The organism is Plasticicumulans lactativorans, assembly GCF_004341245.1.
Lineage (GTDB): Bacteria > Pseudomonadota > Gammaproteobacteria > Competibacterales > Competibacteraceae > Plasticicumulans_A > Plasticicumulans_A lactativorans.
This window is the reverse complement of record NZ_SLWY01000014.1, coordinates 127,220-152,485: the sequence shown is the minus strand read 5'-3', so window position 1 is coordinate 152,485 and position 25,266 is coordinate 127,220. Positions and strand designations below refer to the sequence as shown.

Genomic DNA, 25,266 nt, shown 5'->3' with positions numbered 1-25,266 from the left:
CAACCTACGGGCCGGCAGTGACGACGGGCCGTGGGCAAAGAACCCTCATCCCCGGCCGGCTATGCCCCCCTCGCTTCGCTCTCCCCAAGGGGAGAAGGGTGAAAAACGGTGCACCGCGACCTTGGCCCGCACCGTATCAGTAGGTTGGCGGTGAGTGCAGCGAACCCCAACGGCGGTGCCCGATGACGCCGACGGACGTTGGGGTTCGCGTTCGCTCACCCCACAACCTACGGGCCGGCAGTGGCGACGGGCCGTGGGCAAAGAATCCTCATCCCCGGCCGGCTACACCCCCCTCGCTTCGCTCTCCCCAGGGGAGAAGGGTGAAAAACGGTGCGCCGCGACCTTGTCCCCTCGCCCCCTGGGTAGAGAGGGTGGGGCGAGGATGTCCTGGCGCGCGCGGCCGGGCCGGCGATGATATGCCCACCCGGTCGATCAATGTATGCGGTTGGGCATCAAGACTCGTGCCAGCAAGCGCCACGGCAGCCTGCGAACCGACATCGAGGGGCCGCGGCGAGCGCCGGTTCCGCGCCGTGAACCGGCGCTCGGGAGGCGCAGCGAATGGCTGCTGGCTACGGCCTAGCGGCCGTCGTCCCGGAATGCGGGCATGAGCCCGCGCAGGTCGTCCGGCGTGTCCACGTCAAACAGGCAGCCGGGGTCGTTGACGTCGATGCGGGTGATGGCGTCGCCGTGGGCCTGGAGCAGCCTGCGGGCGCCCTCGTCGCCGTCGAGGGCGCTGAGCGCGGCGTACCAGCGCCGCGCGAAGCCCACCGGGTGGCCGCGCCGGCCGCCGTGGAACGGCGCGGCGAGGGAGGCGCCCTCGCGCAGCGCGGTGGCGACGTGGCGCAGGGTGTCGGGGTGCACCCGCGGCATGTCCGCGAGCGCCACCACCCAGCCGGCCGCCGCTTCCGCCGCGCGCACGCCGCTCGCCAGCGTGACGCCCATGCCGGCGTCGGCGTCCGCGACCTCGGCGAGGTCGATGTCGAGGCCCTGCAGCACGGTGCGCAGGGCCGGCTGCTGCGGGCGGATCAGCACGAGCGCGCGATCGGTCGCCGCCCGCAGGCTGCGCGCGCTCGCCACGACGATGGGTTCGCCGCCGGGCAGCGGGTGCAGCAGCTTGTCGGCTCCGAAGCGGCGGCTGCGCCCCGCCGCCAGTAGCAGGCCGACGATCGGCGCCACGCCGCCTGCCCCGCGCTCAGCCGGCCGTGCAGGCCGCCGGGCCCGATGCCGGCGCCGCGGCCACCTCCCAGCCCGGGACCGCGACGCCGTTCTTCACCGCCGTCAGCTCGGCGACGATCGCCACGGCGATCTCGGGCGGCGTGTGGCTGCCGATCGGCAGCCCCACCGGGCCGTGCAGGCGCGCGAGTTCCTCGGCCGAGAAATCGAAGTGCTGCGCGAGCCGCTCGCGGCGGCGCGCGTTGTTGAGGCGCGAGCCGATGGCGCCGACGTAGAACGCCGGCGACTTGAGCGCCTCCAGCAGCACCATGTCGTCGAGCCTGGGGTCGTGGGTGAGCGCCACCACGGCGCAGCGGGCATCCGCGCCCATCGCCAGCAGCGTGTCGTCGGGCATCGTGGTGAGCAGCCGCGTGCCCGGCACGTCCCAGCCGGCGGCGTACTCCTCGCGCGGCTCGCAGACGGTGACCGCGTAGTCCAGTGCCTGCGCCATCTGCGCGAGGTAGCGGGCGATCTGCCCGGCGCCGACGATCAGCAGGCGCCACTGCGGGCCGTGCACGGTGGTGAGCCGCTCGCCATCCCAGTGCAGGGCGTCGCCGCGCGCGGCAGCGGTGACGGTGACGACGCCGCTGGCGAGGTCGATCCGCCGCAGCGCCAACTCGCGCCGGGCGAGGCGCGCGGCCAGCGCCTCCAGCGCCGCCGGGTCCGGCGCCGGCTCGACCACCAGTTCCAGCGTGCCGCCGCAGGGCAGGCCGAAGCGCCGCGCCTCGTCCCGGGTGATGCCGTACACCAGCGTGAAGGGCGCGCGGGCGCCGAGGCGGCCTTCGCGCATGCGGGCGATCAGGTCGTCCTCGATGCAGCCGCCGGAGACCGAGCCTTCCACCAGGCCGTCGTCGCGCAGCGCGAGCCACGCCCCCGGCGGGCGCGGCGCGGACCCCCAGGTCCGCGCCACCGTCACCAGCGCGAAGCGCCGACCCTCGCCGGCCCAGCGGCGTGCGGCCGCGAGCACCTGCAGGTCGACACCGTCCATCAGGCCTTCAGCTCATCGGTGGCGATCGGCAGCCGCCGCACCCGCTTCCCGGTCGCCGCGGCGAGCGCGTTGGCGACCGCCGGCGCAACCGGCGGCACGCCGGGCTCGCCGATGCCCGTCGGCTTCTCGGCCGAGGCCACGATGTGCACCTCGACCTGCGGCATCTCGTTGATGCGGATCGGCGCGTAGTCGTGGAAGTTGGACTGCTCGACGACGCCGTCCTTCAGCGTGATCGCGCCGTGCAGCGCCGCCGACAGCCCGAAGCCGACCCCGCCCTCGACCTGCGAGCGCACGTTGTCGGGGTTGACGGCGATCCCGCAGTCGACCGCGCAGACGATGCGGTCGACCCTGAAGCTGCCGTCCGGCCTGACCGTCACCTCGGCCACCTGCGCGACATACGAGTTGAAGGACTCGTGCACCGCCACGCCGCGCCCGCGCCGCTCGCCGTTCGCGCCGGGGGCGAGCGGCGTGCCCCAGCCCGCCTTGTCGGCGGCGAGCTGCAGCACGCCGGCATGGCGCGGGTGGTGTTCGAGCAGCGCCAGGCGGAAGGCGACCGGGTCCTCGCCCGCCGCCACCGCGATCTCGTCGAGGAAGGTCTCGGTCGAATAGGCGGTGTGCGTCGAACCCACCGAGCGCCACCACAGCACCGGTACGCCGATGTCCGCGGGCGAATGCAGGTCGACCAGCAGGTTGGGAACCGCGTAGGGCAGGTTGGCCGCGCCTTCCACCGACACCGGGTCGATGCCGTCCTTGAGCATCGCGGCGAACGGCGACCCCGCCAGGATCGACTGCCCGACGAGCCGGTGGCGCCAGCCGACGAGCCGCCCCTGCGCGTCGAGCGCGGCTTCGAGGACGTGGTGGAACGCGGGCCGGTAGTAGCCGGCGCGGGTGTCGTCCTCGCGCAGCCACACGAGCTTGACCGGCGCACGGCCATCGATCGCCTTGGCGATGTTCGCGGCCTCGAGGACGTAGTCCGAATCCTTGCAGGCGCGCCGGCCGAAGCTGCCGCCGGCATAGAGCATGTGGATCGCGACCTGTTCCGGCTTGAGGCCGAGCAGCGTGGCGACGTTCATCTGGTCGACGGTCTGGAACTGTTCGCCGTTCCAGATCTCGCAGCCGTCCGCGGACAGTTGCACGACGCAGTTCATCGGCTCCATCGCCGCGTGCGCGAGGTAGGGGAAGTCGTACGCCGCGCTCAGCACCCGGGCAGGCGCCGCGAACGCGGCGTCGGGGTCCCCCTCCCTGCGGGCGACCGCACCGGGCGTTTTCGCGAGTTCACGGTAGCGCGCGAAGATCGCGTCGCTGCCGAGCCTGAAGGCGTTCGACTCGTCCCACTCGACCTGCAGCGCATCGCGCCCCTTCTTCGCACTCCAGGTGTCCCTGGCCAGCACGGCCACGCCGGTCGGGATCTGCACCACCTCGACCACGCCCCTGACCTCCTTCGCCCGCGTGGCATCGAAGGCCTTCACCTTGCCGCCGAAGCGCGGCGGATGGGCGACCACGGCGGTGAGCATACCGGGCAGGTGCACGTCCTGCGTGAAGCGGGCCTTGCCGGTGGTCTTGTCGGCCGTGTCCTTGCGCGGCGCGCGCTTGCCGATGAGCTTGAAGTCCTTCGGCTCCTTGAGCCTGACCTCGGCGGGGACCGGCTGCTCGGCCGCGGCCTGCGCGAGTTCACCGAAGCTCGCCTTGCGCTGCGAGGGTGCATGCGTGACGACGCCCTCGCTGACGTCGATCTCCGCGGCCGGCACCTGCCAGCGCTGCGCCGCCGCCGCGACCAGCATGGCGCGCGCCGAGGCCCCGGCCGTGCGCAGCTGCTCCCATGAATTGGCGATCGCGGTGCTGCCGCCGGTGCCCTGCGTCGGCCCCCAGAACAGGTTGTTGTAGCGTCTGGCATCGGCCGGTGCGCCTTCGACGCGCACCTGCGACCAGGCGGCGTCGAGCTCCTCGGCGACGAGGGTGGCGAGCCCGGTGTAGGTGCCCTGCCCCATCTCGATGTGCTTGGCGATCACGGTCACCGTGTCGTCGGTGCCGATGCGCAGGAAGGCGTTCGGCTCGAAGGGCGGGACCTCGGTCGCCTGCCCCCCGGCCACGCCGGGGCCCGCCGCGGTCGTCGCGCCGAGCACGTCGGGCAGGTAGACCGCGAGCATCAGCCCCGCCATGCCCTTGAGGAAGCGGCGGCGGCTTTCGTTCTCGATGCGAATCGTGTTGCTCATGGCGCGGTCTCCTTCAAGCCAGCGACTTCGCCGCCTCGTGGATGGCAGCCCGGATCCGCACGTAGGTGGCGCAGCGGCAGATGTTCCCGGCCATGGCGTTGTCGATGTCGGCGTCGGAGGGCGCGCGGTTGTGCTCCAGCAGCGCGACGGCACTCATGATCTGCCCCGACTGGCAGTAGCCGCACTGCACGACGTCGAGGCGGCGCCAGGCCTCCTGCACCGCGCCGGCGACGCGCCCCTGGCCCACGCCCTCGATGGTGACGATCTTCCTGCCCGCGACGGCGGACACCGGGGTGATGCAGGAGCGCACCGGCTGGCCATCCAGGTGGACCGTGCAGGCGCCGCACAGGGACATGCCGCAGCCGAACTTCGTGCCGGTGAGCTGCAGCGTGTCGCGCAACACCCACAGCAGCGGCGTATCGGGGTCGGCATCGACGCTGGTCGATGTGCCGTTGACGTCGAGCGTGATCATTCAGGGCTCTCCGAGGCAGAGGAAGTGACGCGGGGCATTCTCCCGGCCGCCACCCCCGAACGGATTGCACGATCCTGCCGATCTCTTGCCCGATCCGACGCGTGCCGCGGCCCCTCTATAAAGTAGTGGCGATGCAGGCGATTACCATCGACGGCCGCACGCCCTGAGGCCGGGCCGCTCCACCCGCCGCGCCGCCGCGCAGCCTTCGCGATCGACCCGCCCCCGCGCGGGTGGCCCGGCACCGTCTGCGCTGGCCGCTCCCGCACCTTCGGGGGGAACGCCCTCGCCGGGCCCATGACGCCCCTTCCCGAGGACCGGAGCCTGCGGGATTCCCCCGGCGGTTCAGCCGCAGCGCAGGACCGCTCGGGCGCCGTCGTCAGGCACCGCGCACGCGAGCGGTGAAAAGCCGCGGGAACCTTGTCGGTCATGGCTGCATCTTCGTGCCATTCACCGAGACCACATTCACGCTGCAACGTGCTACACCCGCTCCAGCGCGTCGGCGGGATACGCACGGCTCTGTCTGTTCCAGATCGTAGCCAGCCTACAGCCCCAACCACAGCCGCAACGCCCGATCCACCGCCTGCAGGGGCTCATCCGCGAGAACGCCGACGCGCGCCCCTACCTTCTCGCGCTTCACCGTCTGCAGTTTGTCCACCATCGCTTCCGAGGGCAGGCGCAAGCCGTTCGCGGCATCCGGCGCCAGCGGCACGCGAAACAGGTGAGCGCCGGTCAGCGTCGAACTGATCGGGCACACCGTCAGCGTGGAGTGCTCGGCGAATAGGTTGGCCTGCACCACCACCGCCGGCCGGGGCTTGCCGAAATCCCCCTGCGTCGCCACCGTCACCACGTCGCCGCGCCTTACCTCCATCCGCTCTCGTCCTGATCGAGCAGCCAATCTTCATCGCGGTCGGCCAGCGCCACCAACGCCGACTGCCGCCGCGCCTCCTCGGGCGTGGCCTGGCGCTCCAGATACTCCAGAAGCGCCTCGCGTGTGATTGCGCTCTTGCTGCAACCGCGCCGCTGAGCGAGTTCGGTGAGACGCCGTTCCGTCTCGGCGTCGAGACGTAGCCCCAGCATGGCCACATCCTCCGTATGTTGAACTATTGTTCAACAGTATAACACCGCCCGCCCCACCCCCCTTCGCGCCTGCTCCCTTTTGCTCGCGAACTGCTGTTGCCCTTGCCCCACATCATGCAGCGCCTACCCCCACCGCCCGACCCCGCCCGCGCCGTCGCGGCGTACCTCGGCGAGCTCGACAAGGCGCTCGCCACGCTCAACGAGCAGCGCAACCGCCTGTTCGGTGTCGACGTCGCCGATGCGACTTGGGCGGACGCCGAGGTCATGCGCTGCCGCATGGAGCGCCTGCGCACTGTCGTTGAGCTGGGGGTGGCGCATGAGCCTCGCCACCGACTACGGCGCCGACCACCGGCAGCCCCTGATCCGCTCCGCGCGGGTGGCGACGTTGTGCACCGTCACGCTCGCCGAGCGCCACCGCGCCAAACGTGAACGCCGCGTGCAGGAAATGGCCGTGCCCGGCTTCGATGACCTGCTCGCCACCCTAGCCAGCCGCGACCCCGACGCCCACGACCACCTGCAAGTGCTGATGCACGGCGTGATCGTCCGCCGTCAGCCTGTGCAGGCCCTGCAGGCCGCCGCGGCGCGCTCTACGGCTTCGGCCTCAGCCGTTCCGGGAACACGTTCCTGCTCGCGGCCGAATCGGCCAACTTCGCGCCGGCCGGCTTCGGCCTCGATCCGAATCAGGCTGCGGTGGCCGGGCACCTGCAATCGGCCTGGGACCACGGCGGTGCGGTGGAACTCGGGGCACTCTTCGGCCTGCTTGGCAACGACGCCGATGCGAGCCCGGCCGCCTATGCGGCGGACCTGCGTCAGCTCTCGCCGCAGGCAACCTTCGCCCCCGGGGCGCAAGGACTGGCTTCGGCGCAAGGCTTTGCCACCCGCGCGCTGAGTTGCCCGAAGTTCGAGGGCACGACGGCGATGCTCGTCGAGGGTGAGTGCACGTGGCTGCGCGTGACCGCGCTCAGCGGCGAGCAGTCGAACGATAACGGCGTCGCCGACTTCGACATCGACAGCACCGTCTACCAGATCGGCGGGCAGGTGGAGTTCCGTCCTGGCTGGTTCCTGGGCGGCTCGGCCGCCTATGCGGATGACCGGCTGAAGAGCACCGACCGGCGGAGCCGCGCTGACGGCAGCAGCGGTTATGGTGCGCTCACGTTGAAGCACCAGACCGGGCCGTGGCTCTTCGCGGGCTCGGTGTTCGGCGGCGGCGGCAGCTTTGACACGACGCGCAACATCAGCCTGCCGGGCTACGCGGCGCAGGCGAGCGGGGATCCGAACACGTCGAGCGTCGGCCTGCTCCTGCGCAGCGCCCACACGATCGGGCACGAGGCGTTTTACGTGCGTCCAAGCCTCGACCTGGGAACGATCCACGTGCGTTCCGGCGGTTACCAGGAGCGCGGCGCCGGCGCGCTCGCCCTCGACGTCGACGCCGCCTCGCAGACCACCTGGATCGCCACACCGATGGTCGAGATCGGCGGGCGCGTGGCACTCGATGAGCACCTGGTGCTGCGGCCCTACGTCAGCGTCGGAGTGAGCTTCCTCTCCAACGACGCGTGGACCCAGCGCGCGCGCCTCACTGCAGCACCGCCCGGGGCGGGCAGCCTCACCACGACGATTCCGCACGACCGCACCGTCGGCCGGGTCAGCGCCGGGATGCAGCTCTATACCCGCGACGCGTTCGACTTGCGCCTGCAATACGACGGCGAATTCTCCGATTCCCGCACCACCCATGGCGGCTCGCTGGTCGCGTCGTACAGGTTCTGAAGGCAGGGGGCGCCAACTGAAGCCAAAGTGCAGCACGGGGCCGCTGAACGCCATCAACCGCCCCACAGCCCCTGGCTGCCGCCGGCACGATCGCCACCCATTGCGACCCGCACCCGTGCCGATGCCCCAGCACCGTCTTCTCTGACCGCCCCGAACCTCCGGGGAGAGTCTGCTCGTCGCGCCCATGGCGCCCCCTTCCCAAGGACTGGAGTCTCCGGGATTCCCGTGGCAGTTCGGTTGAACGACACGCCGGTTGACGCTCGCAACAGCCTCAAGCGCAGGACCGGTCGGGAACCATCGTCACGCAACGCTGAAGGCACCGCGCACGCGAGCGGTGAAAAGCCGCGGGAACCTTGTCGGTCATGGCTGCATCTTCGTGCCATTCACCGAGACCGGAACCGCCATGAACACGACCCGTGAAGGAAGCCCGAACCTGTCCGACGTGCCGCCACCGCCGGAGGGGGACGAGGAACTCGTCTTGCGGACGCTGGCCGGCGAACCCGAGGCCTTCGCGCAGATCATGCGCCGGCACAACCGTCGGCTGTACCGGCTGGCGCGCGGCATCGTCCGCGACGACGACGAGGCCGAGGACGTGCTGCAGGAGGCGTACCTGCACGCCTACCAGCGGCTCGACACGCTCGCGGGCAAGGCGGCGCTGCCGCTCTGGCTCGGGCGCATCGTCACCAACGAGGCCCTGGGCCGGCTGCGCCGCCGGCACGCCACGGTGGCGTTGGAACAGCTCGAATTCGAGCTCCCCGCCGAAGAACTGCCGCTGAGTCTCGGCCACCAGCCCGAGGCCGAGGCGGCGCGCCGGCAGGTGTCGGCCTGGCTCGAATCCGCCATCGACCGCCTGCCGCAGGCCTTCCGCGTCGTGTTCCTGATGCGCGAGATCGAGGGGCTGAGCCTGCAGGAGACCGCCACGCTGCTCGGCATCCCGCTGGCGACGGTCAAGACCCGCGACTTCCGCGCCCGGCGCCTGCTGCGCGAGTACATCGGTTCCTGCCTCGCCGCTTCATTTGCCGACGTCTTCCCGTTCCTGGGCGCGCGCTGCGACCGCATCGTGACGCGCGTGCTCGGACAACTGCCCGCGCGCGACTGACGCGGGTGCTCGCCACGCCACCGGAGATCGCCTCCATGACCATCCAGTCACCATCCGCACCGTCCCTATCCCGCCGCGGCTTCCTCGGCCGCGGAGCGACGCTTTCGGCGCTCGCGCTGGCGCTGCTCAGCGGACGCAGCACGCTGGTTTCCGCCGCGGTAAAGAAGCAATCGACCGCCGCGACGGCCACCGATATCGAAATCCTCAACGCCGCGCTCGCCGCCGAACACCAGGCGATCGCCGCCTACCAGCTCGGCGCCGAAAGCGGCCTGCTGGTGCCGGCCGTGCGCACGCTCGCGCTGACCTTCCAGGGACACCACCGGACGCACGCCGACCTGCTCGGTGCGACCGTCGGCCAACTGGGCGGCCACGCCGTGGCGGCGCAGTCGAAGTACGACTTTCCGGCAGCGAGCCTCAGGACACAGGAAGACGTGCTGCGCTTCGCCGCCGGCCTGGAACAGGGCGCGGTGACCGCCTACACCGCGGCCGTGCCGAAATTCGGCGACCGCGAACTGGCGCGGGTGGCGGCCAGCATCCTCGGTGACGAAGCGATGCACTGGGCGGTGCTGCGCCAGGCACTCGGCGAGCCACCGGTACCGGGTGCGTTCGTCGGCTGAAGTCCCATAACCGGTACCGCACGGCCACAGAACCGCCGTACCACACCGCGTACCCGGCGCGCAGGGTACACGGCAGCGGTTCTCGCAAGGTCATCAAAAACCACGCGGCCCGGAAAGGCCGATCGATATGGATGAAGGAGCGCGCCGCCAAGGCCGCGCGGCAGCATCATGATCGCCGCCTTCGGGCTGACTCGGAGAGGCGCCATCACGACGGCAAGCGCTTGGCCCGAGTGCCGCGTTGCCGTGTCCCCGGTGTGCCCCAACACCTGAGCGAGCATGGAGCCGATGGATAAGAGTCTGATTTTGTTGGTGCCCCGGACACGATTCGAACGTGCGACCTTCCCCTTAGGAGGGGGACGCTCTATCCAGCTGAGCTACCGGGGCGGGCTTGGGAGGGGCTGCAGTCTAGCAGAGCGTCGGCGCGTGCGGCAGCGGGCCGCGCGCCTTCAGAGCCAGCCCTTGCGCTTAAAATACGCTTTATCGTCCTATACCGTTCGGTGACGTCCATAATAATTCATAAAAATCAGTAGTTAGATTCAAAAATTCCGCTTTAGTCGTCCGACGACATCCGGCAGCATTCACCGATAACCGGTCAAAAAATGGTACATGTAACGGTACATGTGCCAATCCAGCCCTGCGCACTGATCCAGCCTTGTAGGGGCACACCATCATGACCGGCAGTAAGCGATTCACCGACGCATACATCCGCGCCTTGAAACCGAAGGCCAGCCGCTACACGGTGGCCGAGGGCGAAGGCTTCGGCCTGATGGTCTGGCCGAACGGCACCAAGTCCTGGGTGCTGCGCTACACCGCCCCCGATGGGCGCCGGCGCCCCATGACGCTGGGGCAGTATCCGCAGACCAGCCTGCAGGAAGCGCGCGCGAAGGCCGTGGTGGCCCGCGAGGCCCTGCACGCGGGCGCCGATCCGCTCGACCAGCGCAAGGCCACGATCGAAGCGAAGATGACAGCGGCCGAGGAACGCCGCCGGGCGCCGACGCTCAAGCAAGCCTTCGCCGATTACATGGCCGTACAGGGGCCGAGGTTGAAGCGGGCGCGCAACATCGAAGAACCGATCCGCGCCAACGTGCTGCCGGAGCTGGGTGAAACGAAGCTGCGTGACCTGCGCCGCCGCGATCTGGTGGCGGTGCTGGACGTGATGCTTGCGCGCGGCGCCCTGCACTACGCCGAGCAGACCCGCAGCAAGTTGTCGACCTTCTTCGGCTGGTGCGTCGATCGCGAGTTGATCGAGGCTAACCCCCTTGTTGGGCTCAAGCCCTTGGCGAAGGCGACACCGCGCGACCGGGCGTTGAGCGATGCGGAAATACCGATTCTGTGGGAATGGCTCGGCGCCGGCGGGCTGGTCAGTACAAGCATGCGTGATGCGCTGCGGCTGGTGCTGTTGACGGGCCAGCGACCGGGCGAAGTGCTCGGGTTGACCTGGCAGGAAATCGACCAGACGGCGGCCTTGTGGCGCCTGCCTGCCGCGCGCACCAAGAACGGCCGCGCGCACGCGGTGCCGCTGGCCCCGGCGGTGCTCGCCATCCTTGAAACCCGGCGCGCCATGGTGCGCGGGGAGCACGTCTTTCCAGGCAAGCGCGGCTTCGCGCACATCATCACCAACAGCGTCGACAGCATGCTGGCGAGGGCGCTGGCCGAGGCCGGGCCGCGCGGGCTCGAACCGTTCCGGCCGCACGACTTGCGGCGGACCTGTCGCACAGGGCTTGCCCGGTTGGGCATTCCCGATGAAGTGGGCGAACGGGTGCTGAACCATGCCCCCGGCGGCGTGCTCGCGGTCTACAACGCGCACCGCTACGAAACCGAGAAGCGCCGCGCGCTCGAAGCCTGGGCCGTGCACGTGCTCGAACTGAGCGGCGAGCGTGTGCCGCAAGCGTCGAAGGTGGTCACGCTACGCCGCTGATGCCGGCGTGCCTACGGCACAGGGCACCCGGAAAAACCGGGTAGAGTAGGTCGCGGGAGAAACATATGTAAGTATTTGATTTTATTTATTTTTTATGGATTTTAGTGCCATGATTTCGATCTCTGGAAGGCGGTGGGAGTGCCAAAAACCTATCTGGCCAATCAGTAAGTAGGGGGCGTGTTCGCAAAGGTTGTTCGTTTTTTCGTGTGCCCTGTGTGCCCTGTGTGCCATGACACGCAAAGGCAGCATAAACATGGACTTACAACAGATACACAGGGCACACGTGTCGGTGTGCCCGCGTGTGCCCTGTGTGCCCTGGGGTGACCGTGAACCGCCCGCTGCTGCCAAGCGGCCGCGGCGATCCGGTGCCCGCCACGCGCCGCCCCTGCCGCCATCGGCGCGCGGCCTTGGGTGGTGTACCCGCAGCGCCTGAGCCGCCGGCGCCCCAAGCGGCCCGCGGCATCGAGCTCGACCAGGTACTGGCTGGGGCCGCCGGCGGGCACCGGTGGCACCTGCGCACGGTTTCCGCGTCACTCGCCGCGGATGTGAGGGGACGCGCTCGGATGTACGGCTGACCTTTCAACCCTGCCGAGCATCCAACCGCGCGCCGTAGCTGCCGGGCTGTGCTCGGCTTAACATCGGATGCGCGGCGGTAGGGGGACGCCCCGAAGCCCGGACGTTCCGCCGGGCGCCCGCCGCTTCCTTCTCGGAACGATGCCAGCCGAGGAACGACGGCGTGAGCAACGATGCAACCGGCTCGGGCCGTCGCGCTGCGGCTGCCGCCGAATACAGACCGCTGCGCGATCTGACGCCCGATGAAGTCGATGCGCACATGTTCGAACTCTACGAGGAGCACGCCGTGCGGAAAGAGCAGCGCCAGCGTGGAGAACCGGTGCCAGACGCGGGGCCGGTGCATCTGGTCGCGCGCTTTATCGAAAGCGAGGCATGCAAGGTGCTCGACGCCAACGGCTACAGACCGCTGCGCGACCTGGCCGGCTTATCTCAGGAAGATGTGCGCCTTCAATGGATGAACGAAGTCTTCCAACAGGGAAAAGCGATAGGCACCGACGCAATACCTTGGGAGTGCCAAAAACCTATCTGGCCAATCAGTAAGTAGGGGGCGTGTTCGCAAAGGTTGTTCGTTTTTTCGTGTGCCCTGTGTGCCCTGTGTGCCATGACACGCAAAGGCAGCATAAACATGGACTTACAACAGATACACAGGGCACACGTGTCGGTGTGCCCGCGTGTGCCCTGTGTGCCCTGGGGTGACCGTGAACCGCCCGCTGCTGCCAAGCGGCCGCGGCGATCCGGTGCCCGCCACGCGCCGCCCCTGCCGCCATCGGCGCGCGGCCTTGGGTGGTGTACCCGCAGCGCCTGAGCCGCCGGCGCCCCAAGCGGCCCGCGGCATCGAGCTCGACCAGGTACTGGCTGGGGCCGCCGGCGGGCACCGGTGGCACCTGCGCACGGTTTCCGCGTCACTCGCCGCGGATGTGAGGGGACGCGCTCGGATGTACGGCTGACCTTTCAACCCTGCCGAGCATCCAACCGCGCGCCGTAGCTGCCGGGCTGTGCTCGGCTTAACATCGGATGCGCGGCGGTAGGGGGACGCCCCGAAGCCCGGACGTTCCGCCGGGCGCCCGCCGCTTCCTTCTCGGAACGATGCCAGCCGAGGAACGACGGCGTGAGCAACGATGCAACCGGCTCGGGCCGTCGCGCTGCGGCTGCCGCCGAATACAGACCGCTGCGCGATCTGACGCCCGATGAAGTCGATGCGCACATGTTCGAACTCTACGAGGAGCACGCCGTGCGGAAAGAGCAGCGCCAGCGTGGAGAACCGGTGCCAGACGCGGGGCCGGTGCATCTGGTCGCGCGCTTTATCGAAAGCGAGGCATGCAAGGTGCTCGACGCCAACGGCTACAGACCGCTGCGCGACCTGGCCGGCTTATCTCAGGAAGATGTGCGCCTTCAATGGATGAACGAAGTCTTCCAACAGGGAAAAGCGATAGGCACCGACGCAATACCTTATGGCACCGCTTTGTGCGCGGCCTTTGAGGTGATGCTTTACAGTTCCGACTTGCGCACGGCGCTGGAAGAAGGCGATGCGGAAGGGGCGGCGCTGCATATGATGGGGATGATAAACGCCGCCCTCTCGGCCGGTTTCTACGCCGAATCCAGGGAACGTGCAGCCGCGGAAGCCAAAGCGGAAAAGGCGCGGCGGGAAGCAAATGAAGCAAGTACCCCGACGGCGGCCGCGCGCGCACTGCGGAAGGAAGCCGGCTCGTCAAAGGAAGAGCAGCGGGTGCGAGAATTTGCAGAGCCCCTTCTACGGGATGGGCTGTCGGCGTCTCAAGTGCTCACTGCCATTAAGAATGAAATGGGCCCCCTGCAGTGTAAGGATGGGACCGTAAAGGGTTGGATCACCGACCTACGGAAAGAACTCGACCTTCCTCAGCCACCACCCGGCCGCAAGAAGGGTTCGCGCAACAAAAAAAGCCAGAAAATATAGAGGCGTCGACGTAGGCGGGACTATTTCCTATTTTTTTGCTCGTGATCATTCCTCGCAGCCGGCATTGCCCGGCGATATGCGAGGACATCTACCGTGGCACCCCCTACACCTATCATCATCCGGCCCGCCGACATCCAGGCCGTGGCCGGTATCTCGCGAACCCAAGCCTATGACCTCGAACGCGCCGGGCGCTTCCCGCGGCGCATCCGGCTGTCTGCGCGCTGCGTCGGCTGGCGCATGGAAGACGTACAGCGTTGGCTCGCTGAGCGGCCGGCCGCCGCCGATTCCACCGAGGCGCCGGCGAAGCCGCGGAAACGCCGCGCGGGGTGCCCGGCATGACCCGCCACCCGTGCCGAGCCGCCTATGGACACGCCGATGCCTACCTGCAGGCGCTGGCTAAGTGCGCCGCCCCCCACCGCGCCGTGTGCATCGCGCACCCCCGAGCCGACCGCCGCGTGTGCCCTGGCGGCCGAAGCCGCGAAACAGCCGACCGTGCGCCGGGGCGAGGTGACGCCATGTCTCTGAGCGGTCACAGCTACCCCGACGGTTTCCGCCGGCTGCTACCGCCGCCGGGCACCGAGCTGCGAGGGGGTGATGCCTTCGTGCGGCTGCGGCTTGCGCCTGGGTGGCGCGTGATCTGGCACGACGGCGCCGCCGAGCGCACCACGCCGGTGGCCTTCCTGCTGCTGTTGGCGGGTCGACCGGTGCCGGTGCCCGTCGTGATGCTGGCGATCGGTGTGCCATGCCGGGCGGTGCGGCTTCGCTCGTTTGGTTCTGCCGAGCGCGTGCGCGGTGGATCGCCCCGCGGAGCGGGGATCATGGGCACCGACCGGTGGTTCCTTGGCGCTGAGCTTCAGTGGCGTGTGGGAATCGGCACCATGACGCACGGCCGCCGCCACCCGGTGCACTTGGTGGCCCACCTGCAGACACGCCGCCGCGGCATTGCCTATCAGGTAGCCGCAACCCATAGCCATAATCCAATGGACCGGCACGTACCGGCCGCGGACGCTGCCGCACAGGGCTTCAACACCCTTGGAGTAGGCCAGCAACCCGCCGTCGCTGGCGGGTTTTTCGTTTCCGGTCCCACGGTTTCCATGCCGAGGGGCGCGCACCCATACAACACCCGCAAGGGAAAAAGTGCGCGGCCGGTGCCTACTTCCGGTGTTGAACCCCTTGGCGCCCTTCAACAGGCGCAGCTGTTCAACGACCAAGTAGGAGGGCACCCCATGCCCACGCCCCACCCCGTGCACGGCGCTACCGTGCTGCTCACCGTGGCCGTTCCGCGCCACACCTATGCCACCCTGCAGGCGCTGGCCAGCGCCGACACCACCTGCTCGGTCGACTGGCTCGCCCGCTTCGCGCTGGTCGACTTCGCCCGGCACTACGCCGCGCTCGATGCGCCCGAACGCCAACTGGACAGCGCCGCCGTCGCGGGGGTGCACCATGGCTGACGTGACCGACATCCCGACCGTGGCGCGGGCCACCGAGCTCGAAGCCGCGCTCGCCTTCACCCGCGAGTTGTTCGAGCTGCTGGTGATCCTCAGCGTGCTGCCGGCGCACAACCCGCAGCGCAAGGCCGTGCTCAACGCCGCCTGCCTCAACGCCGCCAACGTGGTCGCCCGGCTCGACGTGGCGGCATACCGGCAGGGGCTGCGCTTCGCCCTCGCCGACGGCCGCGGCATCCGCAGCATCGGCGCCAGCCTGACCGGCGCGGCGCTGCAACTGGTGACGCTGATCGAGCCGGGCGACGGCTACGTGCTCGCCGAGCCGGCGCCCGGAGGTGTGGCATGAGCGCTCCCGCGCTGTCTTCCGATCTGGCGGATGCCTACGGTCTGCTGCAGCAGCAGGACCGCACGCTGATCGGCCTGCGCGCCGTGCTGGAGGCGCTGAAGGCCGCGCCGCCCGCGACCGGCGGTGAGGGGCTGCTGACCGCCGCGCAAGAGCTGGCGGTGTGTGCCGAGGAACTGTGCGGCTTCGCGATGGGCGAAATCGAGTTGCTGGAAGGGCTGCGCCGGGGAGGTGACGCATGAGCGCCTTTGTCGTGACGACCCCGGACGGCGAGACCACCCTGCGACGCTTCAGCGTCGCCGAGCGGCTGCAGCGAGGCCTCGGCCGGATCGAGGAGACCGAAGCCGAGCGCTGCGCGTGGATCGCCGACTCGAACGCGCTGATCCGCGAGCACCTGACGTTCATGAAGGTCCGCGGCGGGCGGCTGCCGGGCGAATGGCTGCGAATCCTCGATGCGTGGCCGCTCGAACCCTGGGAGGTGATGCAGCAGGCCACCGCCGACCGCCTCGCCGCGCTGCTCGGCTACCTCGCCGCCGGCGGCGGCTTGCAGGTGGTGACCGAGACGTTCATCGCCATCGGCGCGCACATCGAGAAAGCCGCGAGGGCGGGCGACAGCCAACGGCTGCAGACGGCGCAACAGGCCCTGCGCTTGCTGGGGAAAACGTTCGGTGAGGTGCTGGACAGTTGCATGTGCGAGCGCCGCCGCGACGGTCGCGGTGGGCTGCGGCTGGTCGAGTGGGCGCAGCGAAAAGCCGAGCAGGTGCGCCAGCGGCGGGAAGCGGCGCGCGGCGCGCTCGAAGACTACGACGCCGCGTGCAAAGAACGCCGCCGGGCACAGTTGGTTGCTGCGCGCGCCAAGGCCGCTGCGAGCCGCGCCGCCCTGGCAGCGGCGATCGCCGCGCTTGAAGCCGAAGCAGGCATTCCTGATTCGGCCAAGGAGGGCGACGCATGAGCCGCAGAGATGACAAGGCCCCGAGCGGCTGGCACCGATCGAGGCCCCTGGGTTCGTCGCCTTGCACGACCTGGCCACGATACCGCGGAACGCGCGGAAATGCAGCCGAGCCGCTGGCACTGGAGCGGCTGCGGGTCTACGCCGCCGGCGTGGTGTACCACGGCGCGGCGATTGCCCGCGGCGACGACGGGCACCACTACCCGGCCCTTCTGGTGCTGCTCGAACGCCTGCAGGCCGAGGCCGCGCGGCTCTACCACGGCCGCCGCCGGGGAGGTCGCCCATGATGCACCGTGCGCGGAGGCGGCCGTGTCTGGACCCGGTGCACACCGCCGGCATGCCGGCCCCCGAGTCAACCAATAGCCAGGTGGGTGCACATGCCCCCACGTGAACCACCGCCCGACTTCGGGCACATCAAGGCGGCCGCGCTCGCCGCCGCCCCTGCCGTACTGGCGCACTGGCTGCCCGATGGCACGCGCCAGGGGCGCGAGTGGATTGCCCGTAACCCGCGCCGCAGCGATGCGCATCCCGGCTCATTCAGCGTCAACATGGAGACCGGCGCGTGGTCCGACTTCGCCACCCGCGACAAGGGCGGCGACTTCATCGCGCTGGTGGCCTACCTCGACGATGTAAAGCAGGGCGAAGCCGCGCGCCGGCTCGCCGACTTCCTCGGGCTCGACCCGAGCCGCCCTGTACATGCTTCCACCAGCCATCCGCCGCATGCCCGGGGGGGGCGCACGACCGAGAGTGCGACATGGGACAGCCCGCGCGCGGCGCGTGCCGCTGTACCTGTTCCTGCGGACGCCCCCGAGCCACCGGCGGCGCACCCGACGCGCGGCGCACCGTCGGAACGGTGGGTCTATCGCGACGCTGCCGGGCGGGTGCTGTTCTACGTCTGCCGCTTCGATCCACCCGGCGTGCGCAAGCAATTTGCGCCGCTGGTCTACGGGCCGAAGGGCTGGCAGTGGAAGGGTTTGCCGGCCGTCCGGCCGCTCTACGGGCTCGACCGGCTCGCCCGGCATCCGGATGCACGCGTCGTCGTCTGCGAAGGCGAGAAGGCCGCGGACGCGGCCGCGCAGCTACTGCCGAACTGCGTGGCGACCACCAGCCCGAACGGCGCACAGTCGCCGGGCAAGGCCGATTGGTCAGTCCTCGCGGGTCGCAGGGTGTGGGGCTGGCCGGATGCCGATGCCCCCGGCGCGGCCTACCTGGCGGCGGTGGCCGAGCAGGTGCGGGCGGCCGGTGGCGCGTGGCTCGGGGCGCTGAACCTCGCGCTGCTGGCGACCGATCCGGGGCATGATGGGGCCGGTGCCGAGCCGCGCGCCACTGCCGTGCACGACCTGCCCGAGGGCTGGGATGCCGCCGACGCGCTACGCGATGGCTGGACGGCCGCACACATGGCCCGGATCATCGCCCGGCCCGATTGGCTTGAAGCACCGGCGGCGCCGCAGGCGGACGCTGACCGGGCGGGCACCACCGCCAACGATCACGCGCGGCAAGGCCTCGCGCTCGGGGTTGCGCCTGGCAACGGTGCGGCACCGGGGCGCCGCCGGGCGCGCGAAGGTGCCGCCCCCTTCGAGCTGCTGCGCGAATGGGTGAAGGATGCGCGCGGCCGGCCCCGGGGCCCCGGAGTGTATTGGTTCCCGGTCGATCGCGATGGCGAATCGCTGCCGCCCGAGATGATCTGCTCGCCGCTCGAAGTGATCGCCTACACCCGCGAGAAGGCCGGCGCGGCGCTGCCGTCGAACTGGGGCCGACTGCTGGTGTTCGAGGACTTGGAAGGGCACCGGCATGAGTGGGCGATGCCGGCGGAAATGCTCGGCGGGTCCGGCGAAGACCTCCGCCGCGAGTTACTGCGGCAGGGCTTGCCGTGGATCACCGGCAACCCGCGATCACGGACGAAGCTCGGCGATTACCTGCTGCAGGCGCGGCCCGATGCCTACGCCCGCTGCGTTGAGCGCACGGGCTGGCACGGTGGGGTGTATGTGTTCCCGCTGCGCACGATCGGCGAGGCAGACGAGCGTGTCATCTTCCAGGCGCCGACGCTGGACGGCTACCACTACAGCGAGGCAGGCACCCTCGCCGAGTGGCGCGAGCACGTCGCGGCGCTGTGTCTCGGCAACTCCCGGCTGTTGCTCGCGGTGTCGACCGCCTTCGCCGCACTGCTGCTGCAACCGGCGGGCGAGGAATCCGGTGGGCTGCACATCAAGGGCGGTTCCAGTTCGGGAAAGACGACGGCCCTACGCGTAGCGGCAAGCGTGTTCGGGCCACCCGAGTACCTGCAGCGCTGGCGTGCAACGGATAACGCCATCGAGGCGACGGCCGCCATGCGCTCGGATTCGTTGCTGATCCTCGATGAACTCGCGCAGGTGGACCCGAAGGCGGCCGGCGAAATCGCCTACATGCTCGCGAACGGCGAAGGCAAGGCACGCGCACAGCGCACCGGCGCCGCGCGGGACCGGACGCGCTGGCGGTTGCTGTTTCTGTCGGCGGGGGAAATCGGGCTTGCCGAGCACATGGCCGAAGCCGGCAAGAAGGTCCGCGCCGGGCAGGAAATCCGGTTCGCCGAGCTCGATGCCGACGCAGGCCGTGGGTTCGGTGTGTTCGATATCCTGCACGGGCGCAACGATGGCGAGGCGTTATCGCGTGAACTGTGCGAGGTCGCCGCGCGGTACCACGGCACGGCGGCGCCCGCCTTCCTCGCCGCGATCCTGCCGAAGCTCGGTGCGCTGCCCGCACTGCTCGCCGATTTGCGGCGCGGCTTCATCGCCGAAGTGCTGCCCAAGACCGACGACAAGCAGGAAGTGAGCGGTCAGGCGTACCGCGTCGCCGCGCGCTTCGCGCTGATCGCGGCGGCCGGCGAGCTGGCGGCCCTGGCTGGCATCACAGGATGGCCGAAGGGCGAAGCCAAGCGCGGGGTGATCGAGTGCTTCCGCGCTTGGCTGGACGTTCGCGGCGGCCCGGGGCCGCAGGAAGACGCCGCCACACTCGCGCAGGTTCGCCACTTCTTCGAACTGCACGGCGAGGCGCGTTTTTCGGTGTGGGATGACACCACCTGCCCGGATGCCGTGTCATGGCCCGCCGCCACCGACCCGGCCGCGCGCGAGGCCGCACAGCGCGACGCCGAGGCCAACCGCAACCGCCATGCGCGCGTCACGGTCAACCGGGCCGGATTCCGGCGGTTGGTGGACGGGGCTTGGTGGTACTACGTGCTTCCGCAGGCATGGCATTCGGAAGTCTGCGAAGGCATTGACGCCCGCAAGTCCGCGGCTCTGCTGCTGCGACTCGGCATGTTGAAGCCGGATGGCAAGGGCAAACCGCAGGGATACGCCAAACTGCCAGGCATGGGGGGGCGCAATGCGCGCTGTTACATCGTGACACCGGCCCTGTGGGCCGGTGTCGACGTCGGCGGCGATCACGAGGACGGCAAGACCAGCCTCGAAACGGGCGACACGCGGGCCGTGGCATGAACTTGGACGCCCTCGCTGATCTGTTCGCCGTGCCGGCGCCCGCGACCGAAGCCACCACTGCGGCGGCGGACAAACCGGCGGAACGGGGGGCCGGCGGGCGCGCGAACTCGGCAACCGTCGCCAAGCACGACACTGACACCACGGTGCGCGCGGCCGGCTTCGATGAACGCGCCGCGGCATTCGAGGACGAAGCCACCCGCCCGCCGGCGGGCGCCGGGTTCGCTGCTGCGCAAACGATGCCGGCCCGCCGTGGCGATGCACCGCTGGTGCCCGGTGCCGTCGTCTGCTGCGGCGACTGCACGCATTTTCTGCCGAATCCGTCGAGCCCTGGGCAAGGGATCGGGCAATGCGCGAGCGGCGCCGACGCCGAAACCTATGTCGCCTGGCGTAAAGGCCTGCGCGAACTGCCGCGCGCGCTGTGGCCCTGCGTTGAGCGGCGCTGCGCGGGTTTCGCGCTGCGCTCGCCCGGCGCGCTATCGTCACCGTTGAACTGAACCCGGTGGCGCTGCCGCTGCCGCGCACTCGACACAAGGGGCCGCCCGCGATGCCTTCCAAGACCCGCCGCACGGCTGCGGCCCTCGACTACCTGCAGGTACGATTCCCGCGCGCCTTCCCGATCGAACCGGCGGCCGTGCGGCCGCTGGCGATCGGTACCCGCGAAGCCCTCGCCACATTGCTCGAACCCGACCCCGCTGCGGATGCGGCGGCGGCCGGGTGGGCGCTGCGGCGCTGGTGCCTGCGGCTGGCCTACCTGCAGTCCATCGCTGCCGGCGGGGTGCGTGTCGCGCTCGACGGCAACGAAGCCGGCCCTGTCGATCCTGTGCACCAGGAAGCTGCCCGCGCGCGCCTCGCCGAGCGCGAGGCGACCGAGCAGACCCGCCGCCCGCAGCGACCGCGCAAGGGCACATCCAGCAAGCCGGCACCATCGGCCGGCAAGGCGCCCACGCCAGTACCCACACGTTCGCGCACACCGACACCCACGCAACTAACCATCCCCACGAAGCGCAAGCCACCGGCACCTGGGCCGGTACCACCAGCGTTTGCCCAGCCCGTGACAGCGCCCACCGCTGCGGCGGCAGCACGGCCCCGGCTCAGCCTGCGCAAGCCGAAGCCTGGGGAATAGCCGAGAACCCACACCCGCCGGCGTCCGCGGCAGCCCTCTGTCGCCACCCGAACGCCTGCGGCGCTGCTGGTGGAATGGCCACACCCCCGAGGGCACACAGGGCACACGTGGGCACACCGACACGTGTGCCCTGTGTATCTGTTGTAAGTCCATGTTTATGCTGCTTTTACGTGTCATGGCACACAGGGCACACAGGGCACACGAAAAAATGAACAACCTTTGCGAACACGTCAGCATGCGTTCGATCGGCACGACACGACACGGCCACCTTCAGGGCATACGCCCACCACTCAGTTTGCCGACAGGGCGGCCCCCACGCATCGCCCTTGCATCCGATACGCGCCGGTCCCCGCGGGCGCTTCTGTCGAACGCTTGTATAGTCGCAAAAGGGTGCGCATCAATGCGACCAATGAAGCGGCATGTATATAGGTAGTCGCAAAATAGGTTTGGTAACCCTAATGCAAAACTATATAATGCAACTATGTAAACGCGACATGGAGTGCTGTCATGTTCGTACGCGCCTACCTTCGAGCTTCGACAGACGACCAGAACGCGGAGCGTGCCCGCCCAGCGCTTGAAGCATTCGCTGCTGAACATGGAAAGCTGATCGCTGCCTACTACGTCGAAAATGAATCGGGCGCCAAGGCGAGCCGGCCCGAACTGCTGCGGCTGCTGAAAGATGCCCGCCCGGGCGACGTGCTGCTGATCGAACAGGTTGACCGACTGACCCGCCTTACCCGAACCGATTGGGACAAGCTCAAGGGGGCTATTCAGTCTGCAGGGGTACGCGTCGTTGCCCTCGACCTACCGACTTCATTCCTTGCGATGCAGTCGAGCAGCGCCGACGACTTCATGGGGCGCATGCTCGACGCGATGAACGGGATGCTGCTCGACGTGCTCGCCGCAGTTGCTCGAAAGGACTATGACGATCGTCGCCGGCGGCAGGCCGAGGGTATTGCCAAGGCCAAAGCCGACGGTGTGTATCGGGGCCGCCCGGCCGATACCGAACGACATGCGCGCGTGCAGGAACTCAAGGCGGCGGGCTTCAGCCTGACGAAGATCGCCGAACACACTGGCTATAGCCGGTCGCAGGTGTGCCGGATTCTGGCGAGCTAGCCGCAAGACTGGCGCCACGAAGGGCGCCCCCTGCCCCGCCCTGCCCTCACTGTCGCCCTGTGCATGTAGGCGCGCGCGGCCGTTGCAACGGTAGGGGGCGGGTGGGGCATCTACCTATGCCATGTCGCGAGTCGATCAGGTACGGCGCCGCGCTCGGAATTGATCACGATCCGCCGAGGGCACACAGGGCACACGCACCGGCATGCCAGCGTGTGCCCTGTGTTTAAAATGTAAGTTGTTGTTTCAAAAGCCATTAAAATTCATGGCACACAGGGCACGCAGGGCACACACATAAAATGGAGAGTTACCGGCCGCGCCGCGGTGGGAAATGGCATGCAGCAGGACAAGGCCGAGCGTCCACCGCTGATCGATGATCGCAGCAGCGGTCACAAGGGATAGTCGACGTCGGATGCTGCCGTTCGGGCCGGGGGTGGAGAAAGTCCCACCGGGCGCACCCTGGGACCGGTGGCCACCATCCGCGTGCAAGGGCGGGAAATTGGGAGGGGGGGTATAGCAAGGCTTAGTGGTGCATGTAGCGGTACATGTGATGGCAAATGCGTCGCCACAGCATGCGCAAGCTGTTAAATTCAAACAAAAACAATAACTTACAGCCACCCTTTGCGCTTGAAGAACCAGTACGGCGCCACGCCGGCGAGGATCATCATCATGATCGCGAGCGGGTAGCCGTACTGCCATTCGAGTTCCGGCATGTGCTGGAAATTCATGCCGTAGAGGCTGGCGACCAGGGTCGGCGGCAGGAACACCACGGCGGCGATCGAGAAGATCTTGATGATCTTGTTCTGCTCGATGTTGATGAAGCCCATCGCCGCGTCCATCAGGAAGTTCACCTTGTCGAACAGGAACGAGGTGTGGCTGGTGAGCGATTCGACGTCGCGCAGGATCTCGCGGATGTCCTCGGCGCGGCCGTCGCTCTGGGTGCCGTAGCGCACCAGGAAGCTCAGCGTGCGACGGGCGTCGAGCAGGTTCAGGCGGCTCTTGCCGTTGATGTCCTCCTGCACGGCGAGGCGCGACAGCACCGAGGCCATGTCGCTGTCGGGCTCGGTGAGCACCTGGTGGCTGATCTCCTCGAGTTCGGAGTAGATCTGTTCGAGGGTGTCGGCGAGCTGTTCGATCTTGGCCTCGTACAGGCCGATGACGATGTCCGTCGCGTCCTTGACCAGCCCCACCTGGCGCCGCGCGCGCAGGCGGAACAGGCGGAAGGTGGAGAGATCCTCCTCGTGCAGCGTGAACAGGCGCCCGCCGAGCAGATCGAAGGCGACGGTGATGTTGCGCACCTGTTCGTCGACGTCGCTCAGGAAGTACGAGTGCAGGTGCAGGCCGTCCTCGTCCTCGTACAGCCGCGCGCTGGGCTCGATGTCGTTCATCTCGCGCTCTTCGGGCAGTTCGAGCCCGAAGTGCCGCTCGACCCAGTCGCGCTCCTCGTCGGTGGGGTCGCGCAGGTCGACCCAGAGGATCGGTTCCTTGATCTCCGGCGGCAACTCGGCTTCGCGCAGGCTGACGGCGGTCTGTTCGAGGCGTCCATCGCGAACGACGAAAGCGATCAGCATGGGCGGTGACCTCTGGGCGGACGGCAGGGGAAATGAGCCTGGGCGGCGGGCGGCGCGAGTTTACCGGTGCACTTGCGGTGGTGCACCCTTCCGGCGCAGCGGCGTCGCCGCGGATGCGGAGGGGATGATGGACGGCAATCTGTTCACGATGCGCACGCCGGGCGGCGTCGGCGAGGTGTTCGAGACCCTGCTCGAACGCCCCGGACTGCGGCTCGAACGCATCGAATCGCACGGCGAGGCGACACCGCCCGGCGACTGGTACGACCAGGCCGACGACGAGTGGGTGGTGCTGCTCTGCGGTGCGGCGGGTCTGCGCTTCGAGGGGGACGAAACGCTGCGCACGCTGGCGCCGGGGGACTACGTGTTCATCCCGCGCCACCGTCGCCACCGCGTCGAATGGACGGCCGCCGCCGCACCGAGCGTGTGGCTCGCGCTGCACCTCGCGCCGGCCGGCTGAGGCCCGGGACCGCCGTCAGCGCCGGCGCGGCGCGCTCGCCAGCACGAGGCCGGTGGCGATCAGCGCGATGCCGGCCCAGTGGAAGGCGTACAGGCGCTCGCCGAGCAGGAGCGTCGACAGCAGGGCGCCGAAGGCCGGCATCAGGTGCAGGAAGGGGCCGCAGCGGTTGGCGCCGAGTTCGGCGACGGCGCGGTTCCAGAAGATGTAGGCGAGGATCGACGCGAACACCGCCACGTAGCCGATGCTCGCGAGCGTCACCGGGGTGATCGCGAAGGAGCCGCGCTCGGCCAGCTCCCACAGGTGGAACGGCAGCAGCACGATCACCCCCACCACCATGGTCGCCGCCAGGAAGATCAGCGGCGGCAGCGCCGCGGGGCGCCAGCGCAGGCACACCGAGTAGGCGGCCCAGGTGCTCACCGCGCCGAGGATCCACGCGTCGCCGCGGTTCAGCGACAGCGCGGCGATCCGGGTGAGGTCGCCGCGCGCGACGATCACCGCGACGCCGGCGAGCGACACCAGCACGCCGAGCCCCTGGCGCGCGCTGATGCGCTGGCCGAGCAGCAGGAACGACAGCACGACGATGATGATCGGCGTGGTCGACACCAGCAGCACGGCGTTGGTGGCCGTGGTGTCGCGCAGGCCCAGGTAGACGAAGGTGTTGAAGTTGACCACGCCGAGCACGCCGAGCAGCGTCAGCACCGGCGCGTGGCGCACGAGCAGCGCGCGGTGCTCGATCAGCCCGCGCCAGACGAACGGCGCGAGCAGCACGGCGGCGACGGCCCAGCGCCAGAACGACAGCGCGAGCGGCGGGATGGTGCCGTGGATGGCACGGCCGAGCACGAAGTTGCCCGACCAGAACAGCGTGGTCAGGACCAGCAGCAGGTAGGGCGAAACCCGAAGCGGGCGCATCGCGAATCCCTCGACGTAGC

Annotated in this window: 27 protein-coding genes and 1 tRNA gene; 17 read left to right on the top strand and 11 right to left on the bottom strand. The window is 69.3% G+C overall.

All coding sequences use genetic code 11. The features are described from left to right. Window positions 1–576: 576 nt before the first annotated feature. The 7 genes from EV699_RS13760 to EV699_RS13730 all read right to left on the bottom strand — a co-directional run bounded on the left by EV699_RS13760 (window position 577) and on the right by EV699_RS13730 (window position 6,280). A complete protein-coding gene (locus EV699_RS13760; protein ID WP_132543680.1) occupies window positions 577–1,176 on the bottom strand; it encodes a nucleotidyltransferase family protein in 600 nt (199 codons plus the stop codon). Window positions 1,177–1,192: 16 nt separating this feature from the next. Then, on the bottom strand, window positions 1,193–2,200 hold the full coding sequence (locus EV699_RS13755; protein WP_132543678.1) for an XdhC family protein: 1,008 nt from the start codon (window positions 2,198–2,200) through the stop codon (window positions 1,193–1,195). Next, window positions 2,200–4,413 carry a xanthine dehydrogenase family protein molybdopterin-binding subunit gene (locus EV699_RS13750; protein WP_132543676.1) on the bottom strand — a complete coding sequence of 738 codons (2,214 nt, stop codon included), beginning with the start codon at window positions 4,411–4,413 and terminating at the stop codon, window positions 2,200–2,202. Before EV699_RS13750 ends, EV699_RS13755 begins: the two co-directional genes overlap by 1 nt. A gap of 13 nt (window positions 4,414–4,426) precedes the next feature. Continuing rightward, window positions 4,427–4,885, bottom strand: coding sequence for a (2Fe-2S)-binding protein (locus EV699_RS13745; protein WP_132543674.1), 459 nt, complete (start codon window positions 4,883–4,885; stop codon window positions 4,427–4,429). Between the two features lie 541 nt (window positions 4,886–5,426). Then, on the bottom strand, window positions 5,427–5,753 hold the full coding sequence (locus EV699_RS13740) for a type II toxin-antitoxin system PemK/MazF family toxin (protein WP_132543672.1): 327 nt from the start codon (window positions 5,751–5,753) through the stop codon (window positions 5,427–5,429). Further along, window positions 5,744–5,962 (bottom strand): ribbon-helix-helix domain-containing protein, encoded by a 219-nt coding sequence (locus EV699_RS13735; protein ID WP_132543670.1) that lies wholly within the window; start codon window positions 5,960–5,962, stop codon window positions 5,744–5,746. Before EV699_RS13735 ends, EV699_RS13740 begins: the two co-directional genes overlap by 10 nt. Before the next feature lie 123 nt (window positions 5,963–6,085). After that, the gene (locus EV699_RS13730; protein WP_132543668.1) at window positions 6,086–6,280 is read right to left on the bottom strand and encodes a hypothetical protein; all 195 of its coding nucleotides are present in this window, start codon (window positions 6,278–6,280) and stop codon (window positions 6,086–6,088) included. 372 nt (window positions 6,281–6,652) lie between these two features. Between EV699_RS13730 and EV699_RS13725 the strand changes: the two genes are divergently transcribed. The 3 genes from EV699_RS13725 to EV699_RS13715 all read left to right on the top strand — a co-directional run bounded on the left by EV699_RS13725 (window position 6,653) and on the right by EV699_RS13715 (window position 9,442). Beyond that, window positions 6,653–7,726 carry an autotransporter outer membrane beta-barrel domain-containing protein gene (locus tag EV699_RS13725; RefSeq protein ID WP_132543666.1) on the top strand — a complete coding sequence of 358 codons (1,074 nt, stop codon included), beginning with the start codon at window positions 6,653–6,655 and terminating at the stop codon, window positions 7,724–7,726. 403 nt (window positions 7,727–8,129) lie between these two features. After that, complete coding sequence (locus EV699_RS13720; protein ID WP_132543664.1) at window positions 8,130–8,825, top strand: RNA polymerase sigma factor; 696 nt, start codon at window positions 8,130–8,132, stop codon at window positions 8,823–8,825. Window positions 8,826–8,860: 35 nt separating this feature from the next. Further along, a complete protein-coding gene (locus EV699_RS13715) occupies window positions 8,861–9,442 on the top strand; it encodes a ferritin-like domain-containing protein (RefSeq protein ID WP_132543662.1) in 582 nt (193 codons plus the stop codon). A gap of 307 nt (window positions 9,443–9,749) precedes the next feature. On the opposite strand, the gene EV699_RS13710 is transcribed toward EV699_RS13715, so the two are convergent. After that, window positions 9,750–9,826: transfer RNA gene (locus EV699_RS13710), tRNA-Arg, on the bottom strand. A gap of 286 nt (window positions 9,827–10,112) precedes the next feature. On the opposite strand from EV699_RS13710, the gene EV699_RS13705 reads away from it, so the two are divergent. From EV699_RS13705 to EV699_RS13690, 4 genes are all read left to right on the top strand, one after another. Further along, on the top strand, window positions 10,113–11,360 hold the full coding sequence (locus tag EV699_RS13705) for a tyrosine-type recombinase/integrase (protein ID WP_132543660.1): 1,248 nt from the start codon (window positions 10,113–10,115) through the stop codon (window positions 11,358–11,360). 736 nt (window positions 11,361–12,096) lie between these two features. After that, window positions 12,097–12,477: a hypothetical protein gene (locus EV699_RS13700; protein ID WP_132543658.1), complete on the top strand. Its 381-nt coding sequence runs from the start codon at window positions 12,097–12,099 to the stop codon at window positions 12,475–12,477. Between the two features lie 564 nt (window positions 12,478–13,041). Continuing rightward, window positions 13,042–13,866, top strand: coding sequence for a hypothetical protein (locus EV699_RS13695; RefSeq protein ID WP_132543656.1), 825 nt, complete (start codon window positions 13,042–13,044; stop codon window positions 13,864–13,866). Window positions 13,867–13,959: 93 nt separating this feature from the next. Next, entirely contained in the window at window positions 13,960–14,205 is a 246-nt protein-coding gene (locus tag EV699_RS13690; protein WP_132543654.1) for a helix-turn-helix transcriptional regulator, read from the top strand. 221 nt (window positions 14,206–14,426) lie between these two features. Here EV699_RS13690 and EV699_RS13685 read toward each other — a convergent pair whose 3' ends face one another. Continuing rightward, window positions 14,427–15,077 carry a hypothetical protein gene (locus EV699_RS13685; RefSeq protein WP_132543652.1) on the bottom strand — a complete coding sequence of 217 codons (651 nt, stop codon included), beginning with the start codon at window positions 15,075–15,077 and terminating at the stop codon, window positions 14,427–14,429. Window positions 15,078–15,092: 15 nt separating this feature from the next. On the opposite strand from EV699_RS13685, the gene EV699_RS13680 reads away from it, so the two are divergent. From EV699_RS13680 to EV699_RS13640, 9 genes are all read left to right on the top strand, one after another. Then, window positions 15,093–15,317 (top strand): hypothetical protein, encoded by a 225-nt coding sequence (locus EV699_RS13680; RefSeq protein WP_132543650.1) that lies wholly within the window; start codon window positions 15,093–15,095, stop codon window positions 15,315–15,317. Then, entirely contained in the window at window positions 15,310–15,657 is a 348-nt protein-coding gene (locus tag EV699_RS13675; RefSeq protein WP_132543648.1) for a hypothetical protein, read from the top strand. The genes EV699_RS13680 and EV699_RS13675 overlap by 8 nt, the downstream gene beginning before the upstream one ends. After that, on the top strand, window positions 15,654–15,896 hold the full coding sequence (locus EV699_RS13670) for a hypothetical protein (RefSeq protein ID WP_132543646.1): 243 nt from the start codon (window positions 15,654–15,656) through the stop codon (window positions 15,894–15,896). The genes EV699_RS13675 and EV699_RS13670 overlap by 4 nt, the downstream gene beginning before the upstream one ends. Next, window positions 15,893–16,606 (top strand): hypothetical protein, encoded by a 714-nt coding sequence (locus tag EV699_RS13665; RefSeq protein WP_132543644.1) that lies wholly within the window; start codon window positions 15,893–15,895, stop codon window positions 16,604–16,606. The genes EV699_RS13670 and EV699_RS13665 overlap by 4 nt, the downstream gene beginning before the upstream one ends. After that, window positions 16,603–16,890, top strand: a complete 288-nt coding sequence (locus tag EV699_RS13660; protein WP_132543642.1) for a hypothetical protein — start codon at window positions 16,603–16,605, stop codon at window positions 16,888–16,890. Before EV699_RS13665 ends, EV699_RS13660 begins: the two co-directional genes overlap by 4 nt. A gap of 90 nt (window positions 16,891–16,980) precedes the next feature. After that, window positions 16,981–20,073, top strand: coding sequence for a DUF927 domain-containing protein (locus EV699_RS13655; RefSeq protein ID WP_132543640.1), 3,093 nt, complete (start codon window positions 16,981–16,983; stop codon window positions 20,071–20,073). Beyond that, on the top strand, window positions 20,070–20,567 hold the full coding sequence (locus EV699_RS13650; RefSeq protein WP_132543638.1) for a hypothetical protein: 498 nt from the start codon (window positions 20,070–20,072) through the stop codon (window positions 20,565–20,567). The genes EV699_RS13655 and EV699_RS13650 overlap by 4 nt, the downstream gene beginning before the upstream one ends. 50 nt (window positions 20,568–20,617) lie before the next feature. After that, entirely contained in the window at window positions 20,618–21,196 is a 579-nt protein-coding gene (locus EV699_RS13645; protein WP_132543636.1) for a ProQ/FINO family protein, read from the top strand. A gap of 507 nt (window positions 21,197–21,703) precedes the next feature. Beyond that, window positions 21,704–22,312, top strand: a complete 609-nt coding sequence (locus EV699_RS13640) for a recombinase family protein (protein ID WP_132543634.1) — start codon at window positions 21,704–21,706, stop codon at window positions 22,310–22,312. A 605-nt stretch (window positions 22,313–22,917) separates the two neighbouring features. On the opposite strand, the gene corA is transcribed toward EV699_RS13640, so the two are convergent. Then, window positions 22,918–23,880 (bottom strand): magnesium/cobalt transporter CorA, encoded by a 963-nt coding sequence (corA, locus tag EV699_RS13635; protein ID WP_132543632.1) that lies wholly within the window; start codon window positions 23,878–23,880, stop codon window positions 22,918–22,920. Between the two features lie 127 nt (window positions 23,881–24,007). Here corA and EV699_RS13630 point away from each other — a divergent pair, with 127 nt between their 5' ends. Beyond that, window positions 24,008–24,337 (top strand): cupin domain-containing protein, encoded by a 330-nt coding sequence (locus tag EV699_RS13630; protein WP_132543630.1) that lies wholly within the window; start codon window positions 24,008–24,010, stop codon window positions 24,335–24,337. A 15-nt stretch (window positions 24,338–24,352) separates the two neighbouring features. On the opposite strand, the gene EV699_RS13625 is transcribed toward EV699_RS13630, so the two are convergent. Beyond that, on the bottom strand, window positions 24,353–25,246 hold the full coding sequence (locus tag EV699_RS13625; protein WP_132543628.1) for a DMT family transporter: 894 nt from the start codon (window positions 25,244–25,246) through the stop codon (window positions 24,353–24,355). Window positions 25,247–25,266: the final 20 nt, after the last annotated feature.

Coding starts and splice junctions, on each gene's coding strand:
- EV699_RS13625 (WP_132543628.1), bottom strand. CDS start 25,246: ATGCGCCCGCTTCGGGTTTCGCCCTACCTGCTGCTGGTCCTGACCACG.
- EV699_RS13740 (WP_132543672.1), bottom strand. CDS start 5,753: ATGGAGGTAAGGCGCGGCGACGTGGTGACGGTGGCGACGCAGGGGGAT.
- EV699_RS13755 (WP_132543678.1), bottom strand. CDS start 2,200: ATGGACGGTGTCGACCTGCAGGTGCTCGCGGCCGCACGCCGCTGGGCC.
- EV699_RS13665 (WP_132543644.1), top strand. CDS start 15,893: ATGAGCGCCTTTGTCGTGACGACCCCGGACGGCGAGACCACCCTGCGA.
- EV699_RS13735 (WP_132543670.1), bottom strand. CDS start 5,962: ATGCTGGGGCTACGTCTCGACGCCGAGACGGAACGGCGTCTCACCGAA.
- EV699_RS13675 (WP_132543648.1), top strand. CDS start 15,310: ATGGCTGACGTGACCGACATCCCGACCGTGGCGCGGGCCACCGAGCTC.
- EV699_RS13630 (WP_132543630.1), top strand. CDS start 24,008: ATGGACGGCAATCTGTTCACGATGCGCACGCCGGGCGGCGTCGGCGAG.
- EV699_RS13650 (WP_132543638.1), top strand. CDS start 20,070: ATGAACTTGGACGCCCTCGCTGATCTGTTCGCCGTGCCGGCGCCCGCG.
- EV699_RS13640 (WP_132543634.1), top strand. CDS start 21,704: ATGTTCGTACGCGCCTACCTTCGAGCTTCGACAGACGACCAGAACGCG.
- EV699_RS13730 (WP_132543668.1), bottom strand. CDS start 6,280: ATGCGCCACCCCCAGCTCAACGACAGTGCGCAGGCGCTCCATGCGGCA.
- EV699_RS13745 (WP_132543674.1), bottom strand. CDS start 4,885: ATGATCACGCTCGACGTCAACGGCACATCGACCAGCGTCGATGCCGAC.
- EV699_RS13670 (WP_132543646.1), top strand. CDS start 15,654: ATGAGCGCTCCCGCGCTGTCTTCCGATCTGGCGGATGCCTACGGTCTG.
- EV699_RS13655 (WP_132543640.1), top strand. CDS start 16,981: ATGCCCCCACGTGAACCACCGCCCGACTTCGGGCACATCAAGGCGGCC.
- EV699_RS13750 (WP_132543676.1), bottom strand. CDS start 4,413: ATGAGCAACACGATTCGCATCGAGAACGAAAGCCGCCGCCGCTTCCTC.
- EV699_RS13715 (WP_132543662.1), top strand. CDS start 8,861: ATGACCATCCAGTCACCATCCGCACCGTCCCTATCCCGCCGCGGCTTC.
- corA (WP_132543632.1), bottom strand. CDS start 23,880: ATGCTGATCGCTTTCGTCGTTCGCGATGGACGCCTCGAACAGACCGCC.
- EV699_RS13720 (WP_132543664.1), top strand. CDS start 8,130: ATGAACACGACCCGTGAAGGAAGCCCGAACCTGTCCGACGTGCCGCCA.
- EV699_RS13680 (WP_132543650.1), top strand. CDS start 15,093: ATGCCCACGCCCCACCCCGTGCACGGCGCTACCGTGCTGCTCACCGTG.
- EV699_RS13645 (WP_132543636.1), top strand. CDS start 20,618: ATGCCTTCCAAGACCCGCCGCACGGCTGCGGCCCTCGACTACCTGCAG.
- EV699_RS13660 (WP_132543642.1), top strand. CDS start 16,603: ATGAGCCGCAGAGATGACAAGGCCCCGAGCGGCTGGCACCGATCGAGG.
- EV699_RS13705 (WP_132543660.1), top strand. CDS start 10,113: ATGACCGGCAGTAAGCGATTCACCGACGCATACATCCGCGCCTTGAAA.